Origin of the sequence: Bacillus sp. F2HM (assembly GCF_019266135.1) — a bacterium.
GTDB classification, from domain to species: Bacteria; Bacillota; Bacilli; order Bacillales; family Bacillaceae; genus Bacillus; species Bacillus safensis.
In genome coordinates this window covers 13,914-40,223 of record NZ_LRMO01000005.1, presented here as the reverse complement: position 1 = coordinate 40,223, position 26,310 = coordinate 13,914, and the positions used below count along the sequence as shown (strand labels likewise).

26 protein-coding genes are annotated in these 26,310 nt (G+C 44.0%); 2 read left to right on the top strand and 24 right to left on the bottom strand.

Going from position 1 to position 26,310, the window contains the following annotated elements; genetic code table 11:
• Nucleotides 1-216: 216 nt before the first annotated feature.
• From AWT60_RS03590 to proG, 6 genes are all read right to left on the bottom strand, one after another.
• Complete coding sequence (locus AWT60_RS03590) at nt 217-1,839, bottom strand: peptide ABC transporter substrate-binding protein (RefSeq protein ID WP_024426796.1); 1,623 nt, start codon at nt 1,837-1,839, stop codon at nt 217-219.
• Entirely contained in the window at nt 1,839-2,849 is a 1,011-nt protein-coding gene (locus tag AWT60_RS03585; RefSeq protein WP_024426795.1) for an ABC transporter ATP-binding protein, read from the bottom strand. The genes AWT60_RS03590 and AWT60_RS03585 overlap by 1 nt, the downstream gene beginning before the upstream one ends.
• 6 nt (nt 2,850-2,855) lie before the next feature.
• Complete coding sequence (locus AWT60_RS03580) at nt 2,856-3,818, bottom strand: ABC transporter permease (protein WP_218676907.1); 963 nt, start codon at nt 3,816-3,818, stop codon at nt 2,856-2,858.
• Nucleotides 3,815-4,750 (bottom strand): ABC transporter permease, encoded by a 936-nt coding sequence (locus AWT60_RS03575; protein ID WP_041105958.1) that lies wholly within the window; start codon nt 4,748-4,750, stop codon nt 3,815-3,817. The genes AWT60_RS03580 and AWT60_RS03575 overlap by 4 nt, the downstream gene beginning before the upstream one ends.
• Nucleotides 4,751-4,768: 18 nt before the next feature.
• Nucleotides 4,769-5,593, bottom strand: coding sequence for a M55 family metallopeptidase (locus AWT60_RS03570; RefSeq protein WP_076840920.1), 825 nt, complete (start codon nt 5,591-5,593; stop codon nt 4,769-4,771).
• A gap of 189 nt (nt 5,594-5,782) precedes the next feature.
• Nucleotides 5,783-6,607, bottom strand: coding sequence for a pyrroline-5-carboxylate reductase ProG (gene proG, locus AWT60_RS03565; RefSeq protein ID WP_218676906.1), 825 nt, complete (start codon nt 6,605-6,607; stop codon nt 5,783-5,785).
• Between the two features lie 168 nt (nt 6,608-6,775).
• On the opposite strand from proG, the gene AWT60_RS03560 reads away from it, so the two are divergent.
• Nucleotides 6,776-8,065 carry a S1C family serine protease gene (locus tag AWT60_RS03560; RefSeq protein ID WP_218676905.1) on the top strand — a complete coding sequence of 430 codons (1,290 nt, stop codon included), beginning with the start codon at nt 6,776-6,778 and terminating at the stop codon, nt 8,063-8,065.
• 33 nt (nt 8,066-8,098) lie between these two features.
• Here AWT60_RS03560 and AWT60_RS03555 read toward each other — a convergent pair whose 3' ends face one another.
• Nucleotides 8,099-9,055, bottom strand: a complete 957-nt coding sequence (locus tag AWT60_RS03555) for a ring-cleaving dioxygenase (RefSeq protein ID WP_202739148.1) — start codon at nt 9,053-9,055, stop codon at nt 8,099-8,101.
• 329 nt (nt 9,056-9,384) lie between these two features.
• Between AWT60_RS03555 and AWT60_RS03550 the strand changes: the two genes are divergently transcribed.
• Nucleotides 9,385-10,710, top strand: a complete 1,326-nt coding sequence (locus AWT60_RS03550) for an APC family permease (RefSeq protein WP_041105947.1) — start codon at nt 9,385-9,387, stop codon at nt 10,708-10,710.
• Between the two features lie 174 nt (nt 10,711-10,884).
• Here the strand turns inward: AWT60_RS03550 and AWT60_RS03545 are convergent, their stop codons facing one another.
• The 17 genes from AWT60_RS03545 to AWT60_RS03465 form a co-directional block, all read right to left on the bottom strand.
• Nucleotides 10,885-11,214 carry a hypothetical protein gene (locus tag AWT60_RS03545; RefSeq protein ID WP_024426788.1) on the bottom strand — a complete coding sequence of 110 codons (330 nt, stop codon included), beginning with the start codon at nt 11,212-11,214 and terminating at the stop codon, nt 10,885-10,887.
• A gap of 63 nt (nt 11,215-11,277) precedes the next feature.
• Nucleotides 11,278-12,234 (bottom strand): sugar-binding transcriptional regulator, encoded by a 957-nt coding sequence (locus tag AWT60_RS03540; RefSeq protein ID WP_024426787.1) that lies wholly within the window; start codon nt 12,232-12,234, stop codon nt 11,278-11,280.
• A 93-nt stretch (nt 12,235-12,327) separates the two neighbouring features.
• A complete protein-coding gene (locus AWT60_RS03535) occupies nt 12,328-13,113 on the bottom strand; it encodes an SDR family NAD(P)-dependent oxidoreductase (RefSeq protein WP_087975559.1) in 786 nt (261 codons plus the stop codon).
• Nucleotides 13,091-13,792 carry an SDR family NAD(P)-dependent oxidoreductase gene (locus AWT60_RS03530; protein ID WP_229137058.1) on the bottom strand — a complete coding sequence of 234 codons (702 nt, stop codon included), beginning with the start codon at nt 13,790-13,792 and terminating at the stop codon, nt 13,091-13,093. The genes AWT60_RS03535 and AWT60_RS03530 overlap by 23 nt, the downstream gene beginning before the upstream one ends.
• Before the next feature lie 25 nt (nt 13,793-13,817).
• Nucleotides 13,818-15,200 carry a dihydrolipoyl dehydrogenase gene (lpdA, locus tag AWT60_RS03525; RefSeq protein ID WP_087975561.1) on the bottom strand — a complete coding sequence of 461 codons (1,383 nt, stop codon included), beginning with the start codon at nt 15,198-15,200 and terminating at the stop codon, nt 13,818-13,820.
• Between the two features lie 12 nt (nt 15,201-15,212).
• Nucleotides 15,213-16,538, bottom strand: a complete 1,326-nt coding sequence (locus AWT60_RS03520) for a dihydrolipoamide acetyltransferase family protein (protein ID WP_218676904.1) — start codon at nt 16,536-16,538, stop codon at nt 15,213-15,215.
• Nucleotides 16,539-16,555: 17 nt separating this feature from the next.
• Nucleotides 16,556-17,536 (bottom strand): alpha-ketoacid dehydrogenase subunit beta, encoded by a 981-nt coding sequence (locus tag AWT60_RS03515; protein ID WP_034281944.1) that lies wholly within the window; start codon nt 17,534-17,536, stop codon nt 16,556-16,558.
• 31 nt (nt 17,537-17,567) lie between these two features.
• Nucleotides 17,568-18,551 carry a pyruvate dehydrogenase (acetyl-transferring) E1 component subunit alpha gene (gene pdhA, locus AWT60_RS03510; RefSeq protein WP_039177954.1) on the bottom strand — a complete coding sequence of 328 codons (984 nt, stop codon included), beginning with the start codon at nt 18,549-18,551 and terminating at the stop codon, nt 17,568-17,570.
• 180 nt (nt 18,552-18,731) lie between these two features.
• Entirely contained in the window at nt 18,732-19,763 is a 1,032-nt protein-coding gene (locus AWT60_RS03505; RefSeq protein WP_218676903.1) for an alcohol dehydrogenase catalytic domain-containing protein, read from the bottom strand.
• Nucleotides 19,760-20,206 (bottom strand): hypothetical protein, encoded by a 447-nt coding sequence (locus AWT60_RS03500; RefSeq protein WP_076840909.1) that lies wholly within the window; start codon nt 20,204-20,206, stop codon nt 19,760-19,762. Before AWT60_RS03500 ends, AWT60_RS03505 begins: the two co-directional genes overlap by 4 nt.
• A 59-nt stretch (nt 20,207-20,265) precedes the next feature.
• On the bottom strand, nt 20,266-20,544 hold the full coding sequence (locus AWT60_RS03495) for a PTS sugar transporter subunit IIB (protein WP_003212259.1): 279 nt from the start codon (nt 20,542-20,544) through the stop codon (nt 20,266-20,268).
• Between the two features lie 19 nt (nt 20,545-20,563).
• Entirely contained in the window at nt 20,564-21,937 is a 1,374-nt protein-coding gene (locus AWT60_RS03490; RefSeq protein WP_041105932.1) for a PTS galactitol transporter subunit IIC, read from the bottom strand.
• Nucleotides 21,938-21,990: 53 nt separating this feature from the next.
• Nucleotides 21,991-22,458, bottom strand: coding sequence for a PTS sugar transporter subunit IIA (locus AWT60_RS03485; protein ID WP_024424952.1), 468 nt, complete (start codon nt 22,456-22,458; stop codon nt 21,991-21,993).
• A 239-nt stretch (nt 22,459-22,697) separates the two neighbouring features.
• Complete coding sequence (locus AWT60_RS03480; protein WP_052468195.1) at nt 22,698-23,429, bottom strand: sulfate/molybdate ABC transporter ATP-binding protein; 732 nt, start codon at nt 23,427-23,429, stop codon at nt 22,698-22,700.
• Between the two features lie 15 nt (nt 23,430-23,444).
• Nucleotides 23,445-24,314, bottom strand: a complete 870-nt coding sequence (cysW, locus tag AWT60_RS03475; RefSeq protein WP_076840906.1) for a sulfate ABC transporter permease subunit CysW — start codon at nt 24,312-24,314, stop codon at nt 23,445-23,447.
• Nucleotides 24,315-24,319: 5 nt separating this feature from the next.
• The gene (gene cysT / locus AWT60_RS03470; RefSeq protein ID WP_218676902.1) at nt 24,320-25,165 is read right to left on the bottom strand and encodes a sulfate ABC transporter permease subunit CysT; all 846 of its coding nucleotides are present in this window, start codon (nt 25,163-25,165) and stop codon (nt 24,320-24,322) included.
• 11 nt (nt 25,166-25,176) lie between these two features.
• Nucleotides 25,177-26,214 carry a sulfate ABC transporter substrate-binding protein gene (locus tag AWT60_RS03465; protein WP_075622857.1) on the bottom strand — a complete coding sequence of 346 codons (1,038 nt, stop codon included), beginning with the start codon at nt 26,212-26,214 and terminating at the stop codon, nt 25,177-25,179.
• Nucleotides 26,215-26,310 lie beyond the last annotated feature (96 nt).

Genomic DNA, 26,310 nt, shown 5'->3' with positions numbered 1-26,310 from the left:
TTGTTGACAAAGGGCTAAAATGATCTTTATTTTAGCCCTTTGTCTTCTATTCAACGTGACCTGAAAACCTTTGCAGCCCTAGGAAGGACGAGCATCGGAGCGGAGCGAATTTGACATTCGTGAGCACCGAAGCGCAGGACTGACAAAGAATGCGAGGGTTTGTCCGCGCGCTGAGACGCTTTTGTTCAAAGCGTCCGTATCCCTCATTCCCTTCAATTACTCTCCATCTACTTGTGCCCATTTCAAATCGATATACCCAACAGGGTGGCGGACAATTCCCTTCACGCCCTCTTTTTGCAAATGAACTTGGTTATAAAAATGAATTGGAATGATCGGTGCTTCTTCAATGAGAAGTGCCTCTGCATCATGAAGGATGCTGTTTCTTTTTTGTTCATCTGCTTCCTGGCTCGCCTTTTTAATCAGCTGATCATAGGTGTCGTTTGACCATCCAGTCCGGTTCATCGCATTCCCTGTTTGGAAGCTCTCTAGGAAATTGATCGGATCTGCATAGTCTGCTAAAAATGAACTTTGCGAGAATTGAAATTTCAGCGCCTTTTGATCTTCTGCAAATACATTGGCTTCCATGTTTGCAAGCTTCACGTCCACACCAAGCGCTTCTTTTAATTGCTGCTGGATGGCTTCAGCTTTTTTCTTGTTCTCAGGCTTTGTGCTATATGTTAATGTGACGGGCGGCAGCTTTGAATAGTTCTCTTCTTTCAGTCCTTTTTCTAATAGCTTCGCAGCTTCACTCGTATCTTGTTTGACAAGATCGCCGCCAGCTTCTCTGAAATCCTCACCCTTTGAATCTAGAATCCCCGGCGAAACGAAGGCGCGGGCTGGCTTTTCTTTATTCTTCGTTACATAATCCACGATATCTTGCGGGTTGATCGCCATTTGAAAGGCTTTGCGAATGTTCTTATTTTGAAAAGGTTCCATATTCACATTCAGACGATAAAAGAACAGTCCAGCCTGATCTTCAATTTGTACATCTTTATTTTTCAGCAAATTTTCACTTTGTTCTGCTGGGACGAAGGCAGTATCTAAGTCTCCCGATTGATACATTTGATAATCAGTGTTTCGATCGCTGATCATCAGCCACTTTACCTGATCCAGCTTGACTGATTTTTTGTCCCAATACGTCTCACTTTTTTCCATAGTGAAGCTCTCATCATGCTTCCATTCTGTCAGCTGAAACGGTCCATTCCCAACAAAGGTTTTGGCATCCTTTGCCCAGTTTGGATTCTTCTCTGCTACCTTCTCATTGACAGGGAAAAAGGCAGGGTTTGCGGTCATATTTAAGAACGATTTCTGCGGGTATGCCAGTGTGACCTTTAGCGTTTTGTCATTTTCAGCACTGACTTTTACATCCTCTTTCTTTCCTTTTCCGCTGTTAAATGCCTCTCCGCCTTCAATCATGTAAGCTAAGAACGATGCAGAAGAGCCTGTTTTCGGATCAAGCAGACGCTTCCACGCATATTCAAAGTCACTCGCTTTCACTGGATCACCATTCGACCACTTGATGCCGTCTCTTAAATGAAATGTGTACGTTTTTCCATCCTCTGAAATTTCCCATTTTTCCGCCATTGCAGGAGATGGTTCGTGCTTTTCATTCAGTCTTGTTAATCCCTCCATTAAGTTATTCAGACCTTGCCACGATACATTATTAAAACCAATCGGCGGGTCAAATGACGTCGGTTCGTTTTCGTTATTTAAGGTTAATACTTTCTTTTCATTCTTGTTGCTCGATGATCCTTTACCTGCTTGCTCATTGGCTGTACATCCTACGAGCAGCATGATGATGAACAAACAAACACTAATGATCCACCCTTTTTTCCTCATCAAAAACTCCCCCTTTGTGTTGAAGATAACATCGCTTGGTTCGCTCGCCCATCCTGGAGCCAGCAATGCACTGTATGAGTAGGTGACCGCTGCGTTTCGTGCGGCATGATATGATCGCACACTTTCATGGCAGCCGGGCAGCGATCGGTATACGGACAGCCCTTTGGCGGTGCAAATAAATCAGGCGGGCTTCCTTCAATCGGAATCAGTTCATCTTTCATATCAAGTCTTGGAACGGATTGCAGGAGCCCTTTTGTATAAGGATGCTGCGGACTGTAAAAAATATCTTGCCTTGTTCCGGTTTCAACCATTTTCCCTCCGTACATGACTGCTACCCGGTCGGCAACTTGGGCTACGACCCCTAAGTCGTGTGTGATTAAGATAATGGTAACCCCTGTTTTCCTCTGAATCTCTTTAAACAGTTCTAAAATTTGTGCCTGTATGGTCACATCCAGCGCCGTCGTCGGTTCATCTGCGATCAGCACCTTTGGCTCACAAATCAGTGCCATGGCAATCATAAGCCGCTGCCTCATTCCCCCGCTGAATTGGTGCGGGTATTGCTTTAATCTCTCCTTCGGCTGCGGAATACCAACCAAATCAAGCATCTGTATGGCGGCTTCTTTCACTTCTTTTTTCGTCAGCTTTTGATGCTCCTTCGCCGCCTCCATCAGCTGATCTCCTATTGTCAAGGTTGGGTTGAGTGCTGTCATCGGATCTTGGAAGATCATCGAAATATCGACACCTCGTATGGCGCGCATTTCTTTCTCGGATAATGACAGCAAGTTGCGGTCTTGAAACCAGATTTCTCCCTGATCGACTTGCGCGCTGTATGCAGGCAGAAGCCTCATAATGCTTTGTGATGTCACACTTTTTCCGCAGCCTGATTCTCCCACAATGGCGAGGGTTTCTTTTTCATATACATCGACATTCACTCCGCGTACTGCTTGAACTGAACCGCCGTATGTCCGAAAACTGACGTGCAGATCGATAATTTGTAGAACTTTTTTCAAAGCGCTTCACCTCTTCATCTTTGGATCAAGCGCATCTTGCAAGCCATCACCTAAATTGTTAAAGCAAAACATCGTGAGTGAAATAAAAAATGCCGGGAAAAATAAACGCCACCAATGTCCATTGTCTGACAGCACAGTCGGCAAAGCGTCATTAGCCATCACGCCCCAGCTTGCAAACGGCGCTTGAATACCTAAACCAAGAAAGCTTAGGAATGCTTCAGCAAATATCGCGGTCGGTACAGTCAGGGTCATTTGGACGATAATCGGCCCCATCGTATTCGGAAGCAGGTTGCGGCGAATGATCCGCAGGCTTTTGGCACCAAAGGTCTTTGAGGCAAGGACATATTCCTGGCTTTTCAGCTGAAGAACCTGACCTCTCACAATTCTTGCCATTCCAATCCATCCGGTGACAGTGAGCGCTACAATAATGGTGACAAGCCCTGGCCCCATCAGCACCATCAATAAAATGACGACGAGTAAATAAGGAAGTCCGTAGAGCACCTCGACAATCCGCATCATGACATGGTCGTATTTGCCTCCCTTATAGCCGGCTATGCCCCCATAAATTACACCGATGGCAAAATCAACCAAGGCTGCCATGACACCCACAAATAATGAAATACGGGCTCCGTACCAAGTACGTGTGAACACATCTCGTCCAAGCTCATCTGTTCCAAACCAGTGAGCAGCCGAGGGCGGCAGATTTTGCATCGAAAGACGCTGCTCTGTCACACTATTTGGCGCAAGCAATGGGCCTAAGACTGCCATGACAAAAAGAAAAATCAGAACCGATAGGCTAAACATCGCAAGCTTATTTTGCTTCAGCCTCCTCCATGTATCTGCCCAATAGGAAAGAGAGGGTCTTTTAATGGCATGGGCTTCCTTTTTCTTTTGCTCTCGTGGAGAAAACCATTCGTCCGGCACTTCAGGATGCCTGTTCGATGGATCATGCTGAAGGTGTATACTCATGCCTTTCCTCCTTTCTGATGCAGCTGAATCCTTGGATCAAGAAGACGATACGCCACATCGACAATGAAGAGAAGTGTGATTAAAATAATGCTGTAAAAAACAGTGGTTCCCATGATGACAGGATAATCACGGTTGTTAATACTCTCGACAAAGTATTTTCCCATTCCAGGAATGGCAAATATTTTTTCAATGACAAAACTTCCTGTTAAAATACTTGCGACAAGTGTTCCAAGAATAGTTACAACGGGTAAAAGTGCATTCCGAAGCGCATGTTTAAATACAATTTTAAAGGGAGAAAGTCCTTTTGCTTTGGCCGTACGGATATAGTCTTGCGACAGCACTTCAATCATGCTCGATCTCGTTAACCTGGCGATAATGGCCATTGGGCTGACAGCAAGGGCGATTGTAGGCAGCACCATATGCATTGGACTTGTCCACATCGCTGTAGGAAAGAGCTGCAAATTGACAGCAAGCTGCTGAATTAATAAGGTAGCAAAGATAAAGTTTGGAATGGATATACCGAATACAGCAATCGTCATGGCGATGTAATCAATCAAACCATTATGCCGGAGGGCAGCCATAACCCCTAGCAGGATGCCAGAGATAACAGCAATCAATATTGAGATAAGACCAAGTTCTAATGAGACTGGGAAGCCTCTCGCCAATAGATCATTGACACTTTCAGAAGGCTTTTTAATGGAAGGACCAAAATCAAAGGTAACAATGGATTTTAAATAGATGACATATTGAACATAGAGTGGTTCGTCTAAGTGATAGTAGCTTTCGAGGTTTCGCTGGACGGTTTCGTTTGTATTTCGTTCTTCATTGAAAGGCGATCCTGGGATGACCTTCATTAAAATAAACGTTAAAGTCGTAATCGTTAAGATCGTAGCAATCATCGCAATAAAACGCTTGAGCAAAAAGCTGGCCATCTGCTGTCTCCCCCTCGCTTAACAAAATGTTGTACGTGCGGCAAGCTCTGTCATGACAAGCATCGCTTGATAGGCTTCTAATATATTGTCTGCTTGGTACGTCACCGTCGTTGTTCCTTCTATGATGGCAGTACCCGGCATTAAATTCGCCCATTCAGCTTGTCCATAATTGGCAAACTCAATCTTAAGCAGCGGCTGATCAGGAGGCGTCAGCGGCTTCATTTGATCAATCTGTTTCATCGCGGCTTCCACTTGCTGTGAGATTTGTTTATTGACTTTGGCTGGAGATAAGCATTTCACAGCAGATCTTGAGATGGTCTCTTTCACTGCCACTGTTTTCACACCAGGCATCAGCTTTTCTGCCTCACGTGCTGCTTGATCATCTCCGCAAACAAGAATCACCGGCACACCATAGTAGCCTGCAACATACGCATTAAAGCCCATTTCGCCAATTGGATGATCATTTATGTAAAAATGTCTGACCCCAAAAATCATACTGTGTGACATCACACCTTTCATTGATGCCCTTGCATGATAGCCTAAAAAAACAGCTGCATCATAGGTTTGATCCAATCCTTGCACCATTGAATAAGGCTTTACGTCACCTGATATGAGAACTGCCTCTTCATGCAGCTCTTCGATCAAAAGATTATTCATTTTAGAATGACTGTCATTCACCAAAATGTCTGTGGCACCATGCTGGACAAGCGCCTCTACACAGGCGTTCACTTCACCGGTCATAATGCGTCTGCCACGCTCGTAGTTATGCTGTTGTGAATCAACAAATGTATGATCAGCTAGACCAGTAATTCCCTCCATATCGACAGATAGATAGAGCTTCATTCCCATCCCCCTTTAATTAAACATAAAATTTGTGTATATTTTTCTAAATTTTCTAAAAAATTATATGAGAACTTGATTGATTTTTCAATACAATGTCCGAAAATAAGGAGTTTAGACTTAGATAATACAGGTCAAAAGACTTTTTTAGAAAGGATTTTTTTAACAAATAAAACACCACTAACTATGTCTTTAGTGGTGTTTATCCGCTTCGTTGATCTGAGATTTCAGCTGTTCATATTTCTTTATGGTTTGTGTAAATAAATCATCAAACATCTGAGGTGCCTGCTGTTGAATGACCTCAGCACCTTCTCCTGTAATTCCCCCTTTTGTCGCCACTCTATCGACAGTTTCAGCAAAGGTTAGGCCTCGTTCTACGAGAACCTGGCCAGTTCCTAAAAGGGCATACGTTAAAAATTCATTCGCTTCCTCTAAGGAAAGATCACTATTTCTCACAGCCGCTTTCGCCATTTCTTCAAAAAGAGCAGCGATAAAACCAGGAGATGAGCTTGTCAAATTGCTCGCCGCATCAAATCGGTCTTCCTCTACCTCCCTGACGATACTAAAAGCTGAAAGCAGCCGGTGCAAGCGCTCCTTGTCCTCACGTCCTGCGGCTGCACCATGCGCAACAAGGGATACGCCTGTCCCAACAGCTGACGTGAGCGTTGGGATGTATCTGGATACTGGCTGTGTTGTATGCGCCTGTAACTTTTCTAATGTTACAGCTGCTGCTACTGACACAATATGTACCGCTCTCCCTTTAGAAGGCAGCTGATCCAGAACATTTAGTACAGCAAGCGGCGGCACGCAGACAAACAATATATCACATGACGCAGATAGTTCCTCTAATGAACAAATGTTGATTTCTTGGTGCTTTTCTTTGAGCTGATGAAGGCGCTCCGTTTCACTTCTTGTATGGATCATGATTTGATGAGCATCCAGCACCCCATTTTCCAGCCACTTTTGCACCATCATATCAGCCATACTTCCATATCCAATGATTCCAATTGTCTCCACAGTTTAATCTCCTCTATCTTGCTTAGATTCACTACTTATTTTAACAATTTCCCACAATGTTTTCATTTTTATCCCACACTTTTTTCATACGATAAAGTCAGTCCCCACCACATACGGTAAAACACCCAAACACATACATGAAAAAATCATTGAAAGAGAGTGATTGAAATGACACAGCACAAAGATGACAAACAAACAATTGAACAACCTCAAAAACAGAAAAAGCCAAACGGCTGGTTTAAGCCATTTGTCAGCGGTGTTGTAGGCGGTACATTAGCGTTAGGTGTCTACGTTCTTACGCCATATGCTCAGCATTCATCAGACAGCACCGCAAATGATTCGGCAGCAAAAACAGAAGCAGTATCGACAAATCACACAAATTCGTCAAAAACAACAGCCGTCCAAACATCAAATTCATCAAGCAGCATCTCCAGCATGGTCGAAAATGTATCACCAGCTATTGTCGGCATTACAAACTACCAAGCGCAAACTCAAACAGACACGAGCTTTGGCGATTTCAATACGCCTTTTGATGAATTACCGCAAAACAAAAGCAGTCAAGAGGAAAAAACCGGTACAGGCTCAGGAGTCATTTTCAAAAAATCAGGCAATAAAGCCTATGTCTTAACAAACAACCACGTCATTGAAGGGGCAAACAAACTAACCGTATCCTTACACGATGGCAAAACCATTGAAGGAAAACTGGTTGGAGCTGATCCGCTCACTGACTTAGCCGTTGTGGAAATTAGCAGCAGTCATGTGACAAAGGTTGCGGTATTAGGCAATTCCTCCTCACTGCGTGCTGGAGAAACCGTCATTGCAATCGGAAACCCGCTTGGTGAAGATCTTTCAAGAACGGTGACACAAGGAATTGTCAGCGGCGTCGACCGAACAGTCTCTATGAACACATCAGCAGGCGAAAGCAGCATTAATGTCATTCAAACAGATGCAGCCATTAACCCAGGTAACAGCGGCGGCCCGCTTCTGACGACAGACGGAAAGGTTGTGGGGATCACAAGTATGAAAATATCTGAAACAGGTGTTGAAGGCATTGGGTTCGCACTGCCAATCAATGATGTCAAACCAATTGCTGATCAGCTTCTCGCAAAAGGAAAAATTGAACGTCCATATATCGGCATCAGCATGCTGGATCTCGAACAAGTTCCAGATGTGTATCAGAAAGAAACTCTCGGACTCAAAACCAGTCAGCTCGATAAAGGCGTGTACGTCAAAGATATCGCCGCAGGTTCACCTGCCGCCAAAGCTGGCTTAAAGTCAGAGGATGTCATTACCGGCATCAATGGGAAACAAATCAAAACTGGCAGTGAATTACGTCATGAGCTATACACGAATGCAAAAGTAGGGGACACCGTGAGCATCACCCTCATTCGAAACGGAAAACAAGAAACAAAGCAGGTCACATTAACACAATCTGAATCTAAGCAGGTCAGTTCCTAATAAAAAAACAGCTCAGTTGATGAGCTGCTTTTTTTATGACGACTGAATTGGCGTTAATCTTTGTTCAATTTCTGCTCGTTTATGCTCTAGGAACGGAGGAAGGGCTAATTGATCACCAAGTTCGTCCACCCCTTCATCCACTGTAAACCCAGGGCCATCTGTTGAAATTTCAAATAAAATACCATTTGGCTCTCTAAAGTAAAGAGCTTTAAAGTAAAAGCGTTCTACAACACCAGAGTTCGTAAAGCCTGCTTTTGAGATTTTTTCATACCATTTTTCAAGCTCCTCTGCATCCTTCACGCGAAATGCGACGTGATGCACACTTCCTCTGCCGGAACGTTCAGAAGGCCCTTCTGTTTTTTCGATCACATGAATTTCTGTTCCAGCACCTCCATTTCCTGACTCAAAAATGGTCACGATCTCACCATTATTTGATTGTTCACGTGCTCTTTCAGTGAAACCAAGGATGTCCGTTAAAACACGGATCGTCTTGTCAGCTTCTGCAACGGTTAATTCAACTGGACCTAAACCTCTAATCGCAAACTCTGCCGGAATATCGTCATGCACTGGCGGTGAGCCTGCCTCTTGCGTATTCGGTTCTACTGTTAAAAACAGCTGCTGCCCTTCTGGGTCTTTAAAACGCAAAGCAGGTCTTCCGCCTCTCAAAGAAGCTGTTTCTTGCTGCACGCCTTTATCTTCAAACCGCTTTTCCCAAAACGTGAGTGCCTCTTCAGAAGAAACGAGAAGACCTGTGCTTGTGATCGCATTCGTCCCTTCCAAACGGCGGGCAAGCATTGGAATTTCAAAGAATGTAAGCTCTGTTCCTGGTGAAGCGACCTCATCTCCATAAAACAAATGATACATAGACGGGTCATCCTGATTGACTGTTTTCTTTACAAGTTTCAAGCCAAGGATTTGGCGGTAGAAATCAACATTTTTCTGAGCATTGGCTGTTAACGCAGATACGTGGTGAATCCCATTGATTTTCATTATTTTCACTCCTATTTTAAATTATCTCGAATTCGAGATAATATCCTTATGAATAAAATAGTTCATTTTTCAAGAAAAGTCAACCATTTGGCTGCACGTTTACTGGATGTTCGGTTTCCGGCCATTAAATTAACATTAAATCAAAAATAAACTTTCATTGTTCGTTTTTAATACAACATTTACCCTAATATCTCCAATAAACGAACACTTTTAAATACAAATACGAAAATCAGAAAATTTTTTTAATTCTTGTTTTCCTAAAATCGTATTACAATGAACAAAATACATGTCACAGTAACGTACGAAAGTGATGCAGGAGGTCGTGTGTAATGAACAAAGAACAACCAGCGTTAAAACAAGACATCGGCTTATTTTTCGCCCTATCTCTTGTCATCGGGACCATTATTGGGTCAGGCGTCTTTATGAAGCCAGGCAACGTCCTTTCCTATTCAGGAAGCTCAGACATCGCATTATTCGCTTGGCTGTTAGGTGGAATCTTAACCCTTGCAGGCGGACTGACTGTCGCTGAAATTGGTACACAAATCCCGAGAACCGGCGGTTTGTACGCCTATCTTGAAGAAGTGTATGGTGAATTTTGGGGCTACTTATGCGGCTGGGTGCAGATTATTATTTACGGACCCGCCATCATTGGTGCACTTGGTCTTTATTTTGGTTCATTATTAGCCAATTTATTTTCTCTTTCGACTTTATGGTCTACAACGATCGGCATTATCACCGTTTTATTTTTATGTATCATTAACATCATGGGAACAAAATACGGCGGATTTGTTCAGGGGCTGACCACTATCGGAAAGCTTGTCCCAATTGCCGCTATTATTGGGTTTGGCATATGGAAAGGTAACGAAAACATCTTGATGACCGTCAACGATAGTATCGCTCAAATGAACTTCGGTGCAGCGATTTTGGCTACGCTGTTTGCCTATGATGGCTGGATTTTACTTGCGGCGCTTGGGGGAGAAATGAAAAACCCTGAGAAACTGCTGCCTCGCGCGATGGCAGGCGGAATTTTAATCGTGACGGCTTGTTATCTCTTTATTAATGTCGCACTTTTGCACGTGCTGCCAGCTGATCAAATCGTCCAGTTAGGTGAAAATGCGACAAGCACTGCTGCTACCATGCTCTTTGGACCAATTGGCGGGAAAATCATTAGTATTGGGATCATCATCAGCATCTTTGGCTGTTTGAACGGCAAGATTCTTTCATTCCCACGTGTGATTTTTGCGATGGCAGAACGAAAGCAGATTCCTTTCGCCAATGCGATTTCGCGGATTCACCCAACGTTTAAAACACCTTGGATCGCTGTATTTGTGCAAATTTTGATCGCCATTGTGTTTATGATCGTCAGTAATCCAGAGAAGCTGTCTGAGGTCTCGATTTTCATGATCTATATCTTTTATGTGATGGCCTTTTTCGCCGTCTTTAAGCTGAGAAAACAAAACAGCGGAATGAAGCGTGCTTACAGTGTACCACTTTACCCGCTGACACCGATCATTGCGATTATCGGTTCATTATTCGTTTTAATCAGCACCATGATCACCGATTGGAAAAGCTGCCTGATCTCCATGCTGATCGGGATGGCTGGACTGCCTATTTATTATTATATGAAAAAAGCACAAAAAAAAGCAGAGCACTAATCAGTGCTCTGCTTTTTTTCCTTCTTCTCAGCGTAATAGAAAACCTTTGTAGTCTAGGAAAGACGAGTACCGGAGCGGAGAAAATGTGACATTCGTGAGCACAGGAACGGAGGACTGACAAAAAATGCGAGGGTTTGCCTACACGCTGAAGCAGAGCGCTAAAAGGTCTCTGCTTCATTTTTTATATTGTTTGATCACTTTGTATGATTCGTTTAAATATCTCATCAGCCGGTATGGCTTACTAAGCACGCGGATTGGGAGCCTTGAGATAAATCCATTCAGGTTCGACTTATATTCCTGCGTGATCCGCTTTGGCTTTGTCGCTATTTTCTCGTATACTTCCTTGTAAAATTCCTTCATGATGTCGACTTGCACACTGATCTTTTGATGACACTCTGTACACTCAACGCTTTTCATCTGATCATTCACATAAACGATGCTGTGGAGGGTCTCTTCTTGGCACCGAGTACAGTGTAGGTTTGCTTCCATTTCGGTTTTCTTCAAGATACACAGCTCCTTTCTCGTTTGATGTTGCTCTTGTTATACCATTCGAACGCTGCCAGCCTTTTATTGAACGGATGCTTCCTTTAAAATGGCTGCCGCCGTTAGTTCGTCTGTCACCAGTACTTGGATGAAGCCGCCATTTAAAGCCCCTAAAATGCTCTCAGCTTTATGGGTTCCTTCTACAACAGCGATGACCGTTTTGACGCTCTTTAATTGTTCCAGCGATAAGCCAATGACCTTTTGATTCAGTTCATCTTGGACAGGTTTTCCTTCTCCATCAAAGAAACGAAAGCCAATATCACCGACAGCCCCTGATTGCCTTAAACCAGATAAGTCCTCTTCTTTTAAATAACCGACTGTTTTTAAAGTTGACCCTTTATGCGGGTTGCCAATACCGATGAGGGCAATATCCACATTTCTGCCTTCTTCAAGCACAGCTTCTATGTCCTGCATCGCCATAAGCCGTTCTTTTAATTCTTCTGTTTCTAAAATCGCAGGGGCATATAAATAGGAACACGTGCCGTTCATTTTCTTTGCCAGCTCATATGCCAGCTGATTGGCATGAATGTCGACCGCCTGCCTGCCCATTCCGCCCTCTAAAGGAATGACCTTCACATCGTTTCTTCGTTCAAACGGATATTCTTTGACAAGTTCAGCAAGCGTCGTGCCCCATGAAATACCGATTTTCTCCGCATCTTTCATGTTTTTAGACAAATAATAGGCGCCTGCTTGACCGACTGCCCGCTTCACCATCTCAGACATTGTCCCGACACTTGGGACAACGACCGCATCTGTTAATTGAAAGGTTGTTTCTAGCTGCTTTTCAAGTTCCACCGTATGAATGCTTTCGTCTTTAATGTACACTTCAACGATTCCCACATCTTTTGCTTTTTGTAAGAGCTTTGAAATGACTGGTCTTGAGACATTGAGCTTTTTTGCAATTTCCTGCTGCGTCCACCCGTCTGTATAATAAAGATGAGCAACTTTGACGAGCTGTCGTCTTTCTTCCCAATTCAGCATGTGACATCATCCTTTTAATATACTATGATTACCAGTATACCAAACATTCGTTTCCAATTGGAACAATTGTTATGAAAATGACAAAAAGAGCGATTAACTCTCCGCTCTTTTTCCCTCAGTATATTTTGGCTGATACGTTCTCCCTCCGTCTAACAGGATCATTTGTCCGTGCAAATAGCTCCCCTCGCGACGTGTGAGAAATAAAGTGAGCCCTGCGATATCCTCAGGTGTTCCTAATCTTCCGATGGGAATGAGTGATTGCAGCTGCCGTTTCTCCTCTACAGTAGGATAGAGCGTATCAAGCATTTGAGATTCAATTACGCGGGGGGCAATCACATTGATGCGTATTTGATGCGAGCCTAGTTCCTTTACGAGCGAACGCATCAATCCAAAAGCCCCTGCTTTTGATGCATAATATTGAATACCGCCGCCTGAGCCGGTGATTGCAGATCCCGATCCAATAATGACAACACTGCCTTCCTGCCGCTCACACATATAGGGTGCCAACGCTTTGATGCAATAGTAAAGACCATATAAGTTCACAGCCAGTGTCTTTTTCCAAAGTGAAAAATCGACTTCTAAAAAAGGCAGTGATTTTGTCATTCCTGCTGAATACACAAGGTGAGCAATACCGCCCAGCTCCCTTTCAGCTGCTGATATCATTTGCTGAACACTTTCCCACGATGAAACGTCAGCTTGAATAGTCAGCAGCTGAGGATACTGTGTCTTTAAGAGCGAAAGTCCCTTTTCGTCTATATCTGACACGGCGACTTGGTGCCCTTCTTTTAAAAATCGCTCAGTAATTTCTTTTCCGATCCCTTGGGCTCCGCCAACGATGAGAACTGGTTTTTGAACATTAGCCAGCACTCTCACCCCCATCAAGCATAATCGCCACGCCATCTGTAAATGCACCATAGGAGGTACTGAGGAACACCGTCATATGGGCCACAGTCTCCTTGATTTGCTCTGTATCAGGAAACAAATGGAGAGGCGGCGGCAGCAGCGCAAGCACCCGGATACCTTTGTCTTTAAATTCTCTCGCTAACCCTTTTGTCATGGCATTCAGCATAGAATTTGATGTAGCATGCGAGATCCCGCCATCACCTGTGATACTGCCTGATGACGATATATTAATGATGCAGCCTTGCCTCTGATCAACCATATGCCATACGGCGGCCTGACTGGAAAGAAAGACGGTATTCACAGCCGATTCCACTTCACCCACCCACTCATCAGGGCTCACGTCATCAAGTTCCGCGTCCGCTCCTTGCTCTGCTTGATTGACCAAAATATCCAGTTTACCGCATGTATCAATCACTTGCCTCAGCATCCGTGTGGCATCACGCGGCGTTTCCAACGGGTTCTGAATGATACTCGCTTGACCGCCCATTTTTTGAATGTCTTCACGAATGGTTTTAGCCTTTGACTCATCATGAAACGTGTGTAAAAAAACATGTGCACCTGCCCGGGCTAAAGCCAGGCAGATGGCTTCTCCAAATCCATCTGTGCTACCTGTCACAAGTGCCGCTTTCTGATGAAGCTGGACGTGCACATGCATCTCCTCCCTATCCCTTGTTTGGCCATTATTTTCTCAGCTTACTCACGATATCAAGTGCTACTTCATAAAAACCTTCTGAGATGGTCGGATGCGGATGAATCATTTTCGCCATCTCTTCTGCTGTTCCTTCTAAATACATAAAGGAGGAAGCTTCTGAAATCATCTCTGTGACGTGCGGGCCAACCATCGTCGCACCAATCACTTCACCATAGGCTGTATCGTATACCAATTTAATAAAACCTGTTTGCTCGCCTGCCGCTAGTGCTTTACCGCTTGCCGCTAAATCAAATCGTTCTGCCCGCACGTTAAGTCCTTTGGCTTTTGCCTCTTTCTCAGTCAGACCAACACTTGCTACCTCTGGTAATGTATAAATACATCTAGGCATGATATCAGCATTCATTTTTTCAGACACACCGCAAATATTACTGACCGCAACAGCGGCCTCTGCCATCGCTGCGTGAGCCAGCTGATAGCCGCCAGCGACATCCCCAACTGCATAGACACCTTCCACACTTGTCTGCATCTTGTCATTCACTTTGATAAAAGGACCATCCAGCTGAAGGTCAAGCTGGCTGACGGCAGATACACTAGGTCTTCTTCCTACACAAACAAGCAGTCTTTCAGCCGTAAAGATATGCGTCTCTCCTTTATCGTCTGATGCATGAACCGCTTTGACTCCTTCGCTTTCCGTCACCTCTGTCACAGTGGTTTTCTTCGCGATATGGATGCCTTTTTTCTTTAATTCTCTTTCTAGCAGCTTAGATGCTTCCTCATCCTCTTGCGGAATAATAGACGGAGCCGCTTCGATAATCGTGACTTTTGATTGAAGACTCTGGAAGATACAAGCCAGCTCAAGTCCAATGACACCGCCGCCAATGATGACGACAGAAGCCGGAATATCTGGAATGTCAAAGATCGTATCACTTGTGTCAAATTGAATGTCTTTAAGGCCCGGTATTGGCGGAATGGCAGGTGAAGATCCAGTAGCAATGATGAGTTCTTTCGTTTCGATCGATTCTGCCCCATCTTGCTTTTCAATCTCAATCCGGTGCTTTGCAACAGCTGTACCTCTGCCGTTATATACATCAATCTTTCCTTGCTTTAATAAAAAGGCAATTCCGCCTCTGAGCTTTTCAATGACGTCATCTTTGCGCTTTCTCATTTTATCGAAGGAAAGGACCAAATCACCTGTTTCAATTCCCCAGCTTTTCGCCTTCTCAATTGATTCAATAACTTCTGCATGTTTGAGCAGCGTCTTTGAAGGAATACAGCCCCGATTTAAACAAGTACCGCCTAGAAAATCCTCTTCAATCAATGCGACCTTCCGTCCACGCTCAGCTGCTTGAAGGGCGGCAGTATACCCGCCAGGCCCTCCGCCAATGACTGTCAGATCATACGTTTTCGTCATCCGATTCATCTCCTACATTAGCAATTCAAATGGTTGTTCAAGCACTTTTTTAAGATCTGTTAAAAAGGCAGCCGCTGGTGCGCCATCTACTACTCGGTGATCAAACGATAAACTAACGCCCATCATCGGCCGCACCTGAATTTCTCCATCTACTACAACAGCTTTTTCTTGAATGCGCCCAACCCCTAAGATCGCCACTTCCGGCTGATTAATAATCGGGGTAAAGGTATCAATGGCATACACCCCTAAGTTACTAATGGTAAAAGTGGACCCTTTCAGCTGGTCTGGCAGCAGTTTTTGGTCACGTGCGCTTCGGCCGATTTCTTTCGCCTCTTTTGTCAGCTGTTTTAACCCTTTTTGGTTCGCATGAGAAATGACTGGAACCATTAAGCCATCTTTTACAGCGACAGCGAGACCAATGTGCACATCATCATGGAAATGGAGCTCATTTTGTTCAAACGTCATATTGATCTGCGGGTGGCGCGTGAGTACGTTGCTGACCGCATGAATGATAATTTCTGTAAACGACAGTCTGTAGCCTGTCTCTTTTTCAATCGCTGGCAATAGCTGTTTGCGTATTTCTTTCGCTTTTGTCATATCGATTTCACTTGTTAATGTCACGTGCGGTGCTGTAAAGGCACTTTGTGACATCCTATCAGCAATCACTTTTCTCATGCCAGCTAGTTTTTGTGTTTTCGCTGGAGAAGACTCTGCTGTTTGTGCAACTGCTGCCGTTACATCACTCTTCATAATTTTTCCGTGCGCACCAGATCCAGCAACATTCGCTAAATCGATTCCTTCACGAGCAGCCACTTTCTCTGCTAGAGGTGACACGCGCTGATCTTTCTCATTAGAGTGGACAGCCGCCTCGACGTCCCGCTTTTGAACTCTGCCTTTAGGTCCTGTGCCAGATACCTCATGAATCGCTACATGATGATCCTTTGCCGTTTTTCTCGCCGCAGGTGTGGCACGCACTTTTTCATTAGGTGTTTTTGGAGCTTCAGTAGAACTAGATGAAGCCGTGTCTGATGAAGACGATTCGCTGTTGCCTGGTGAATCTTCATCTGATTGTGCTGGCGGTTCGTTTGGCACCTGTTCATTTGCCTCTCCGATGTATCCAATGACAGCATTGACCGGAATTTGATCATCGGTTTCATAATATTTCTTTAGAAAAATACCATCATCATAGGCTTCCACCTCGATATTGATCTTGTCTGTCATAATTTCAAAAAGAGGCTCACCGATTTCAACCGAATCTCCTTCTTCTTTAAACCATTGAAGCAAGGTGCCGACTTCCATCGTACTGCTTAGCTTCGGCATAAATATCTCTTTTGGCATGATCTTCTCCCCTTTACTTAAGAGCGCACAAGCTCTTTTGCTGCTTCAATAATATCTGGCACTTGTGGAATGACCGCTTTTTCCAGCGTCGGGTTGTATGGTATTGGAACCGCAAGACCGCCAAGTCGTTTAATTGGAGCATCTAAGTAGTCAAAGGCTTCACTTTCCGCTATCATGCTTGCAATCTCTCCGCCATAGCCGCCTCGTTTTACCGCTTCATGAACCACGATACATTTACCTGTTTTCTTCACAGATTCGATAATCGTTTCTTCATCTAATGGGACAAGTGTTCTTGGGTCAATGATTTCAACATCGATTCCCTCTGCTTCTAGTTCCTTCGCCGCTTCTAACGCTTTGTGTACCATAATCGCTGTTGCTACAATCGTGACGTCCTTCCCGCTTCTTTTCACATCTGCTTTTCCTAGAGGAATTGAATATTGCTCTTCAGGCACTTCACCGATTGTTTTATATAAAAGCTTGTGCTCGTAGAAAATGACAGGGTTGTCATCATCCATCGCTGCTTTTAAAAGACCTTTTGCATCATAGGCTGTTGAAGGCTGAACCACTTTGAGTCCTGGAATATGGGCCATCCACGCTTCTAAGCTTTGTGAGTGCTGCGCCGCTGCACCCGTTCCCGATCCTGCTGGCGTTCTTACAACGAGCGGCACCTTCCCTTTTCCTCCAAACATGTATCGCGTTTTGGCTGCTTGGTTCACAAGCTGATCCATTGCGATTGTAATAAAGTCAGAGAATTGAAGTTCTAAAATCGGACGCATACCGGTTAAAGCCGCTCCGACTGCCCCACCTGCGATGGCAGCCTCTGAGATAGGTGTATTGCGAACGCGCTCTGGCCCAAATTCTTCAATCATGCCGCGCGTGACCCCAAAAGCACCTCCATATACGCCAATATCTTCACCTAAAATGAAGACATCTTGGTTTTCTCTCATTTCCTGACTCATAGCCTCTCGAACGGCTTCTAAATATGAAATCTCTCTCACTGTTGTTTTTGTCACGTGATTCCCCTCCTAATTAGGCGTATACATCCTCTAATAGTGTGTCGATTGACGGTTCTTTACTGTTTTTGGCGAATTCTACAGACGCTTCAATTTCCTGCTTCGCTTCTTCCTGTAAGCTTGCTGCCTGCTCTTCTGTCAAAACATTCAGTTCAATCAAGAGAGACTTAAAGCGTTTGATGCCGTCTTTTTGTCTCCACTCTGTCTCTTCTTCACGTGTACGGTATTTTTTCGCATCACTCTTAGAGTGACCCTTCCAGCGGTACGTTTTCATTTCAATAAGTGATGGGCCTTCTCCCGCTCTCGCACGGCTGACTGCTTCATCAACTGTGTTCATAATTTCAACCATGTCATTTCCATCAACTGTTTTCCCTGGCATTCCGTAGCTTTCTGCTCTTGTTGAAATATCTTCAATGTTGATCATTTCTTTCACAGGACCAGACATACCGTACTGGTTGTTTTCACAAATAAACACAACCGGTAAATCCCAAATGGATGCGAGGTTTAAAGCTTCATGGAAGCTGCCTTCATTTGTGGCACCATCTCCGAAGAAACAAAGAACAACAAAGCCTTCCTGCTTCATTTTAGATGTGAGCGCTGCACCTGTTGCCAGCGGGATACCGCCGCCAACGATTCCATTTGCCCCAAGGTTTCCTTTTTCTAAGTCCGCGATATGCATGGAGCCGCCTTTTCCTTTACAATAGCCGGTTTCACGTCCAAACAATTCAGCCATCATTTTATTGACCTCGGCCCCTTTTGCAATACAGTGACCATGTCCTCGGTGTGTGCTGACGATCTTATCTTTATCTTTTAATACGGCAATCGATCCAACAGCTGACGCTTCCTGCCCAACACATAAATGAGTGGTGCCATGGATAAGTCCTTTTGCAAAGAATTGATCGACCTTTTCATCAAAATATCTCACTAACCACATTTGTTTATATAAATCTGCTAACTTCTCATGACTAATCTGTTCAGGCAAAGTGATTTGTTTTTGCATTTCTTCTCTCCCCTTTACATTTGTTCTTATATGTTACATTTGTAATTATCATACGTTTAAGTGTCAGCGAAGTCAAGCAATTCTCTCTCATTTTTAAGCGTTTTCATCTTTTGTCAGAAAAAAAGAGAAAGGCAAAGCCCTTTTCCAAAGAACTTCTCTTTCTCTTTTAATCTCCTACACTCATTCATCTGGATACATCATGATTTTGACGCTCTCACCCTCAGGATGCCTTGCACATTCTATCGCCTGAAGCAGCTGGCTTAACGGATAACGGTGCGTCACCATCTTTTCAGTGTTGACCACTTTTGCTTTCAGAAGCTCAAGGGCTTCACGATAATGATATGGATGCGATGAATAGGCTCCTACTACCTTCACTTCATCATTGAAAAATCGTTCAGCAGGAATGGCCACATCTCCCTTTGGAAAATGAGCAAACACCAAAATCGTCCCGCCTCGCGCTACAGCTTGAAACGCCTCTTTTAAAAGCGCACTGCTCCCAACAGAAATAATAACGAGGTCTGCTCCCTTACCATCAGTTTCTTTCATCACCCGGTTTTCCACTGGCTCAGCTGCTGGATGAAAAGCGATGTCTGCACCTAAACTCCTCGCTTGCAGCAGCCTGTTCTCATTCACGTCTGTTATCATCACTTTCCCAGCCAAATAATATTTGACGAGCTGCAATTGAATACAGCCAATTTGCCCCGCTCCAAGGATCAAAACGGAATCTCCTGGATGAACAGGTGCTCGTTCAAACCCGTGCAGGCAGCAAGCAACCGGTTCTACCATCGCCCCTTGCTCATACGATACGTCTTTTGGAAGCTTGCCCATCGTGTGCTTGACATGCAAAGCAGGTACACGGATATATTCTGAAAACCCGCCCGGCTCTACATTTGTGGCTGTAAACTGCGGACACATCGTATAAAATTCCTTTTGACAAAAGTCACAGGTGAAACAAGGCACATGATGTGCCACATAGACCCTGTCTCCCGTTTGGACATTTGTCACGCGTGTGCCGGTCTCGACAATATCACCAGCGATTTCATGCCCCAGCACTGTCCCAGGAGGTACTGTCTCATGTGTTGCTTTGTAAATATCCGTTCCACATAAGCCGCAGGCTCGCAGCTTTAACAAAACTTCATCATCACCGATGACTGGCCGGTTCCGCTCCTCATACCGAATGTCCTCTGAAGAATAAAAGACAGCTGATTTCATGTAGCGGCATCCTCCTTTTCATCACCCTTCGCAAAATCCTGTAACGTTTGAACAAGCTGCTTGTACTCACTCATCTCGCTGGATATCCAGTAACGCCCTCCGAATATACGAGATGGCCCCACCCTGACATAGACTTTCCCGATATGAGGATAAGGCTTCAAAAATAGCTTTCCTTTAATATCAGAAACTGCATATGTGTGCCATCTGCCAAAAGCCCCTATCTTCAGTTGATCTTCACTAATGATGACGCTTGTCGGCTGGTTCAGTCCTGTGATACTAGACAGCATGAGAATAGGCAGTGTATAAACGCCTAACACAGCTAACGGCTCAGGTCCTGCTGACCATAACGTATAAAGAGACCAGAGAAAAAACAGACAAATGAGCACAGCCGGAAGAAAAATAGACAACACTGCAGACGTTCGGCTATAAGCGTGATGCTGCATAAGACTTCCTCCTTCAGATCACTAGAAGGAGCCCGAAAGCTCCTCCTTGAAATAGTCTTCTACTTGATATGATCGATGATTTTCTCGATATCATCTTCAATACCAAATCCAGTTAAAAAGGATAATGTTTGAATCACAGGTGTCCCTTTTGTATCACTTACAGGCGTTGTTGTCACGATTAAATCAGCACCCTCTGCTTTTTGCGGGACTTCAGATGCCTTACACTGTTCCACCACGACATCATATCCTTTTTCCTTTAACGTCTCTTCTACCTTTTTAGCGACAACCGTTGATGTTGCAACTGCCGTTCCGCATGATACTAATATTTTCTTCGCCATTAGAATCCCTCCAGCTCATTTATTGTTCTTTCTGATCTAAGCCCATTTCTTTTGCATACTGCTTTTTAATATCATTTCGCACCCAGTACCATAGAAGCCCATAAGCCAGAGCACAGATGATGGCTGCAATAAAGTAAGGGTTGCTCGGATCAAGAAGTCTCACCATGATCCAAGGAATGACGTGAGAACCAAGGTCAATACCTGAAATCATGTTTGCCCCTTCTGGGAAATCAAAGCCGACTGCTTTCCCCATTGTTGTCGCAAGCGGAGCAAGGTTCGTTGCGATAAAGAAGACAATCATTAATGTAAAAATACTGTTAATAAGGCCGCGAATAATATTTCCACGAGCGGCTGCTACTGCCCAGACAACTGTAAATGGCAGAACCGATAAGTCAGCAAACGGGAGCATGCCATTGTAAGGGAGAACAACTGCGAGCAAAATCGTAATCGGCACCATTAAAAGGGCTACCGCCATATTCGCTGGATGACCAATCACAATCGCTGTATCTAAACCAATATAGACATTTTTCCCTGGGAAACGCTTTTGAATATAAGAACGAGCGCCCTCAGAGATTGGAATGAGTCCTTCCATTAATAGCGCAACCATTCTTGGCATTAAGACAAGAACTGCCGCCATTTGAATACCGAGCGTCATCACGCCTTTTGCATCATAGCCGCCGAGAAGACCAATAATGATACCAAGTATGAGACCCATCACAAGCGGTTCACCAAAGATGCCAAAGCGTTTCTTCAATGTTTCTGGATCAGCATGAATTTTGTTTAAACCAGGGATCTTATCAATGATGCGGTTGGACGCATACATCAGCGGGGCGAAGTTGACCGTTTCAGCATGAGCCATCGATACGCCTTTTAATCCGAAATGGTGTTCAATTGTCGGCGCCGTCCAATCGGCTAATTTTAGCGTGATCGCAGAGACAATCAAGCCAACAGCAAGAGCCAAGAACATATTATGATAAGCGTAGTAAGTAACAGAGGCTGCGAAAATCAAATGCCAGAAGTTCCAAATATCCACATTCAGCGTTTTTGTAAAGTTTACAGACAATAAGATGACATTTAATAAAAGCACAAGAGGAATCATGAGCGGGGCAACGGGTGTACCAAAGGATATGGCAGCTCCAATCGGCCATCCAACATCCAAAATATCGAGCTTTAGCCCAAGGGAATTAACCATGGCTTTCGCTGCTGGCCCAAGACCGCTCACGAGCAAATTAATGACAAGATTGACACCGACAAATCCAATCCCTATCGTAATACCGGCCCTGAAGGATTTCTTAAAGCCCTGCCTTAAAATCATACCGAAAAGCGTCATAATAATCGGGAGCATAATAGTTGGTCCAAGGTCTAATATAAAATCGACGGCTTGCTTGATCATACATCCACCTCCTGAATTTTTCAGATAAAGCGCTTACATATTTTCGTGAATGGCTATTGGTTTAGTTCTTGCTGAAGCACGTCAACCGCTTCTTCATAAGATGTCATGTGTGAGAGCTTTGTCATCACTTCTTCTTTTCTAAAAAGTGTCATCAGCTTCTCCAGCATCACAAGCTGTTTGCTAGGCTCAGAGATTGCTAGGACAAACACAATTTTGGCCTGCACTGTTTCATCAGGGCTTCCCATCTTATGAAAAATGACAGGTTCCTTTAAAGTAGCTACACTAATCGCTGGTTTGTTCACATGCTCAGGATCTGTATGCGGAATCGCTACCCCAAAGGCTGCAAGTGGAAGGCCTGTAGGATATGTTTTTTCTCTTTCAAGCACTGCTGGTAAAAAGCTCGATTTAATGTACCCTCCAGCTTCTAACCGCCCTGCTAAATATGTGGTCACCTCCTCTCTCGAAGATGCTTCGAACTGCAGCTTAATCAGTTGTTCATCTAACTCAAACAAGCTGTTCAAACAACCACTCCTTTCATTTGGTATAAATATGAACACATGTAACAAAAAGAAAGAACATTTTTAAATAGAACCTTTTATAAAGCGCTTACAATTATGCGTTCTGAAAAATGTTCAATGCTGTTACCTTTGTAAAGATATTATAATATTCAAAATTATAAGTCAATGTCCCTAGGGAAATTTAAATAAAAAAAGACGCAGTGATCACCGCGTCTCTTCCTTCTAATCTTCTATACTGCTTGTTAAATGTGGCTTCCTATATCTAAAAATTCAGATACAAATAGATTGTCTGTCTGTACTGCCATTTCTTCCTTTGTGCCAATTTTTTCGATTCTTCCTTCATTCATCACCACAACACGATCAGCAATATCGAATGCTTCTTCTTGATCATGTGTCACAAAAATGGTGGTCATTTGAAAGTCACGATGGACTTTTTTCAGCCAATGCCTTAATTCTTTCCTCACCTTTGTATCAAGTGCGCCAAAGGGTTCATCCAGCAGAAGTGCCTTCGGCTGAACGGCAAGTGCACGCGCCAGTGCTACACGCTGCTTTTGTCCGCCTGACAGCTGCTCTGGATACCGCTGCTCATACTGCGTAAGCTGAACAACCTCTAAAAGCTCATGTACCCGCTCTTTGATGTCTTTTTTAGGCAGTCTTTCTCCTCTAGGTTTAATTTTCAGTCCATATGCCACATTATCAAAAACCGTCATATTTCGAAAAAGCGCATATTGCTGAAACACAAAACCGATCTGCCGTTTTCGTACTGGAATGTGTGTGTAATCCTGATCTCCGAATAAAATCTGCCCGTTATTGGCGTAATCAAGACCTGCAATGATTCTTAATAACGTCGTCTTTCCAGAGCCAGACGGTCCTAATAAAGAGATCAATTCCCCATTTCTTATCGATAAATCCACGTTTTGCAAAACCTTTGTCTGACCAAATTGTTTTGATATTTGTTTTGCGGTAATTCCCAAGACCGATCCCTCCATTTATGTTGACCGCTTGCCAAGCCGATGATCCCTCTGCTGAATGATTTGCTTAATGATTAAAGTAATGACTGCCACAAACGCCATGAGAGACGCCACAGCAAAAGCGGCTTGAAATTGGTACTCATTGTATAAAATTTCGATATGAAGCGGCATCGTATTGGTCATCCCTCGAATATGACCTGATACAACCGACACGGCACCAAATTCACCAATCGCTCTTGCCCCGGCTAAAATAACACCGTAAAAAAGAGCCCATTTGATATTCGGCAGTGTCACAAAGAAAAAAGTCTTCCATCCGTTTGCACCAAGTGTGAGCGATGCTTCCTCCTCATGAATGCCTTCATGCTGCATAAATGGGATTAATTCTCTAGCAATAAACGGAAATGTAACGAATATGGTAGCTAGGATCATGCCTGGTACAGAATAAATGACTTTCCATCCATTCGTCATAAGCCAAGGTCCTAAAAGCCCGTTTGAACCAAATAAAAGCACAAATACAAGTCCAGCAATCACAGGCGAAACAGCAAACGGGAGATCAATCACAGTCGTTAACAAACGTTTTCCGCGGAAATTAAATTTTGTGATAAGCCATGCAGCACTCACCCCAAAGATCATTTGAAGCGGCAAGGTGACGACGACAATGAAAACGGTCAATTTGATCGCCGCGAGTGTATCTGGATGTGAGATGGCCAGAAGGTATGAACCCCACCCTTTCTCAAATGCCTTTGAAAACACGGCGATCAGCGGTATGAGTAAAAATAAAATCAAAAAAGCATACACGACCGTAATCAATAGGATTTTCACCGCTTTTGATTCGGTTACAGGACTTTTATACTGAACATGGTGCCGATGACTAAGCTCTCTCTCCAATGGTTTCACCTCACGTATACTTGTTTTTTCCGCTCAACATACCACTGAATGCCGTGAATCAATAACAGGATGAAAAATGAAAGAAGCAGCATCAAGCATGCAATCGCTGCTGCACCATGATAATCATATTGTTCAAGCTTGGACATGATCATCAGCGGTGTAATTTCTGTTTTAAACGGAATATTTCCAGCAATAAACACAACAGAGCCATATTCACCTAGCGCTCTTGCAAACGCAAGTGAAAATCCAGTCATCACCGCAGGAAACAAAGCCGGCAGCAGTACGTGAAAAAAGGTCTGTCTCCTTGTCGCACCAAGAATCGCCGCAGCCTCTTCCACTTCCTGCTGCAGCCCCTCTATCACAGGCTGAACGGTTCGGATAACGAATGGAATGCCAATAAAAATCAGTGCCAAAATAATCCCAATCGGTGTGTACGCCACCTTTATATGCAGAAATTGACCAATCCATCCATCAGGAGAATAAAGGGTGGTGAGGGCAATACCCGCAACAGCTGTTGGGAGAGCAAAAGGCAAATCAATGAGAGCATCTAAGATTTTCTTTCCAGGGAATGTGTACCTGGCGAGAACCCAGGCAATCAGTACACCAAACCCTGCATTGATGAGAGCAGCTGCAAAGGAAGTCGTCACGGTCAACTGAAGCGACTTCAATACTCTTGCATCGGTAAAAACCTTCCAAATCCCCTCTGCTCCTAATGAAGCCGTCCAAATAAATACCATGGATAAAGGAATGACGACAATCGCACTCACATAAACGAGCGTCACCCCAAGGCTCAGCCCAAATCCAGGCAATATACGTTTTCTTTTATTGGCGGCTGCATGTGCTTTCTTCATCACATCGCCCCCTATTTTTGTCCGCTGTATATTTGATCAAATAAGCCGCCATCATCAAAAAATCTTTTCTGCGCCTTTCTCCACCCGCCAAACGCTTGATCAATCGTCACCATATCAATCTTTTTAAACTGGTCTTTATATTTGTTTAAGACTTCTTGATTTCTAGGGCGATAATAGTTTTTCGCCGCAATTTCCTGCCCTTTTTTAGAATATAAATAATCTAAATAAGCCTTCGCCACTTTCTCTGTTCCTTTACGTTTCACATTTTGATCAACGACCGCAACAGGCGGCTCCGCTAGAATACTAATCGATGGAGTGACAATTTCAAATTTATCTTTGCCTAGTTCATGCTGCGTTAAATAGGCTTCATTCTCCCAGGCAATTAACACATCCCCAAGTCCGCGTTCAACAAAGGTCGTTGTGGCTCCGCGTGCACCTGAATCAAGGACTTCGACATGTTCATATAGCTTTTTGACAAAATCCTTTGTTTTTTCTTCATTCCCATGAAATGTTTTATCGGCGTAGGCCCATGCAGCTAAGTAATTCCACCTCGCACCGCCGGACGTTTTCGGATTTGGCGTAATGATGGACACACCTGGCCGGATCAAATCGTCCCAGTCTTTAATATTTTTGGGATTCCCTTTCTTCACAAGAAACACAATGGTCGATGTATATGGTGTTGACTGATTTGGAAATTCTTTTTGCCAATCTTTCGAAAGCAGTCCGCGATCTGCAATCGCATCAATGTCATATCCTAAAGCCAGTGTTGCCACATCTGCCTCGAGTCCATCAATAATCGATCTTCCCTGCTTTCCTGATCCACCATGAGACTGCTTGATCGTGACATCCTCACCTGTTTTGTCTTTCCAATACGTCTGAAAGGCTTGATTGTATTCCTGATACAATTCACGTGTAGGATCATACGAAACATTTAACAGCTCAACCTTTCCCTTTTGCTTTGAAGCTTCGTTTGCGTTTGAGCATGCAGTACTCGTCACAGCCAAGACTAATATAATGGTCACGACCCAGACCCATTTCCACTTTTTCATGTTATCCCGCTCCCCCGTTATCAAAAATAGTGACACCAACCTTGCCGTTTCATACGCAAAAAAGACCCTTAGCCACCTGAAATACATCACAGTCCT

Bases quoted from the DNA above. Each gene is read 5' to 3' on its own strand.
- AWT60_RS03590 (WP_024426796.1), bottom strand. From the start codon at position 1,839: ATGAGGAAAAAAGGGTGGATCATTAGTGTTTGTTTGTTCATCATCATG.
- AWT60_RS03580 (WP_218676907.1), bottom strand. From the start codon at position 3,818: ATGAGTATACACCTTCAGCATGATCCATCGAACAGGCATCCTGAAGTG.
- AWT60_RS03575 (WP_041105958.1), bottom strand. From the start codon at position 4,750: ATGGCCAGCTTTTTGCTCAAGCGTTTTATTGCGATGATTGCTACGATC.
- AWT60_RS03570 (WP_076840920.1), bottom strand. From the start codon at position 5,593: ATGAAGCTCTATCTATCTGTCGATATGGAGGGAATTACTGGTCTAGCT.
- AWT60_RS03560 (WP_218676905.1), top strand. From the start codon at position 6,776: ATGACACAGCACAAAGATGACAAACAAACAATTGAACAACCTCAAAAA.
- AWT60_RS03555 (WP_202739148.1), bottom strand. From the start codon at position 9,055: ATGAAAATCAATGGGATTCACCACGTATCTGCGTTAACAGCCAATGCT.
- AWT60_RS03550 (WP_041105947.1), top strand. From the start codon at position 9,385: ATGAACAAAGAACAACCAGCGTTAAAACAAGACATCGGCTTATTTTTC.
- AWT60_RS03540 (WP_024426787.1), bottom strand. From the start codon at position 12,234: ATGCTGAATTGGGAAGAAAGACGACAGCTCGTCAAAGTTGCTCATCTT.
- AWT60_RS03535 (WP_087975559.1), bottom strand. From the start codon at position 13,113: ATGGGGGTGAGAGTGCTGGCTAATGTTCAAAAACCAGTTCTCATCGTT.
- AWT60_RS03530 (WP_229137058.1), bottom strand. From the start codon at position 13,792: ATGCATGTGCACGTCCAGCTTCATCAGAAAGCGGCACTTGTGACAGGT.
- lpdA (WP_087975561.1), bottom strand. From the start codon at position 15,200: ATGACGAAAACGTATGATCTGACAGTCATTGGCGGAGGGCCTGGCGGG.
- AWT60_RS03520 (WP_218676904.1), bottom strand. From the start codon at position 16,538: ATGCCAAAAGAGATATTTATGCCGAAGCTAAGCAGTACGATGGAAGTC.
- pdhA (WP_039177954.1), bottom strand. From the start codon at position 18,551: ATGCAAAAACAAATCACTTTGCCTGAACAGATTAGTCATGAGAAGTTA.
- AWT60_RS03505 (WP_218676903.1), bottom strand. From the start codon at position 19,763: ATGAAATCAGCTGTCTTTTATTCTTCAGAGGACATTCGGTATGAGGAG.
- AWT60_RS03500 (WP_076840909.1), bottom strand. From the start codon at position 20,206: ATGCAGCATCACGCTTATAGCCGAACGTCTGCAGTGTTGTCTATTTTT.
- AWT60_RS03495 (WP_003212259.1), bottom strand. From the start codon at position 20,544: ATGGCGAAGAAAATATTAGTATCATGCGGAACGGCAGTTGCAACATCA.
- AWT60_RS03490 (WP_041105932.1), bottom strand. From the start codon at position 21,937: ATGATCAAGCAAGCCGTCGATTTTATATTAGACCTTGGACCAACTATT.
- cysT (WP_218676902.1), bottom strand. From the start codon at position 25,165: ATGAAGAAAGCACATGCAGCCGCCAATAAAAGAAAACGTATATTGCCT.
- AWT60_RS03465 (WP_075622857.1), bottom strand. From the start codon at position 26,214: ATGAAAAAGTGGAAATGGGTCTGGGTCGTGACCATTATATTAGTCTTG.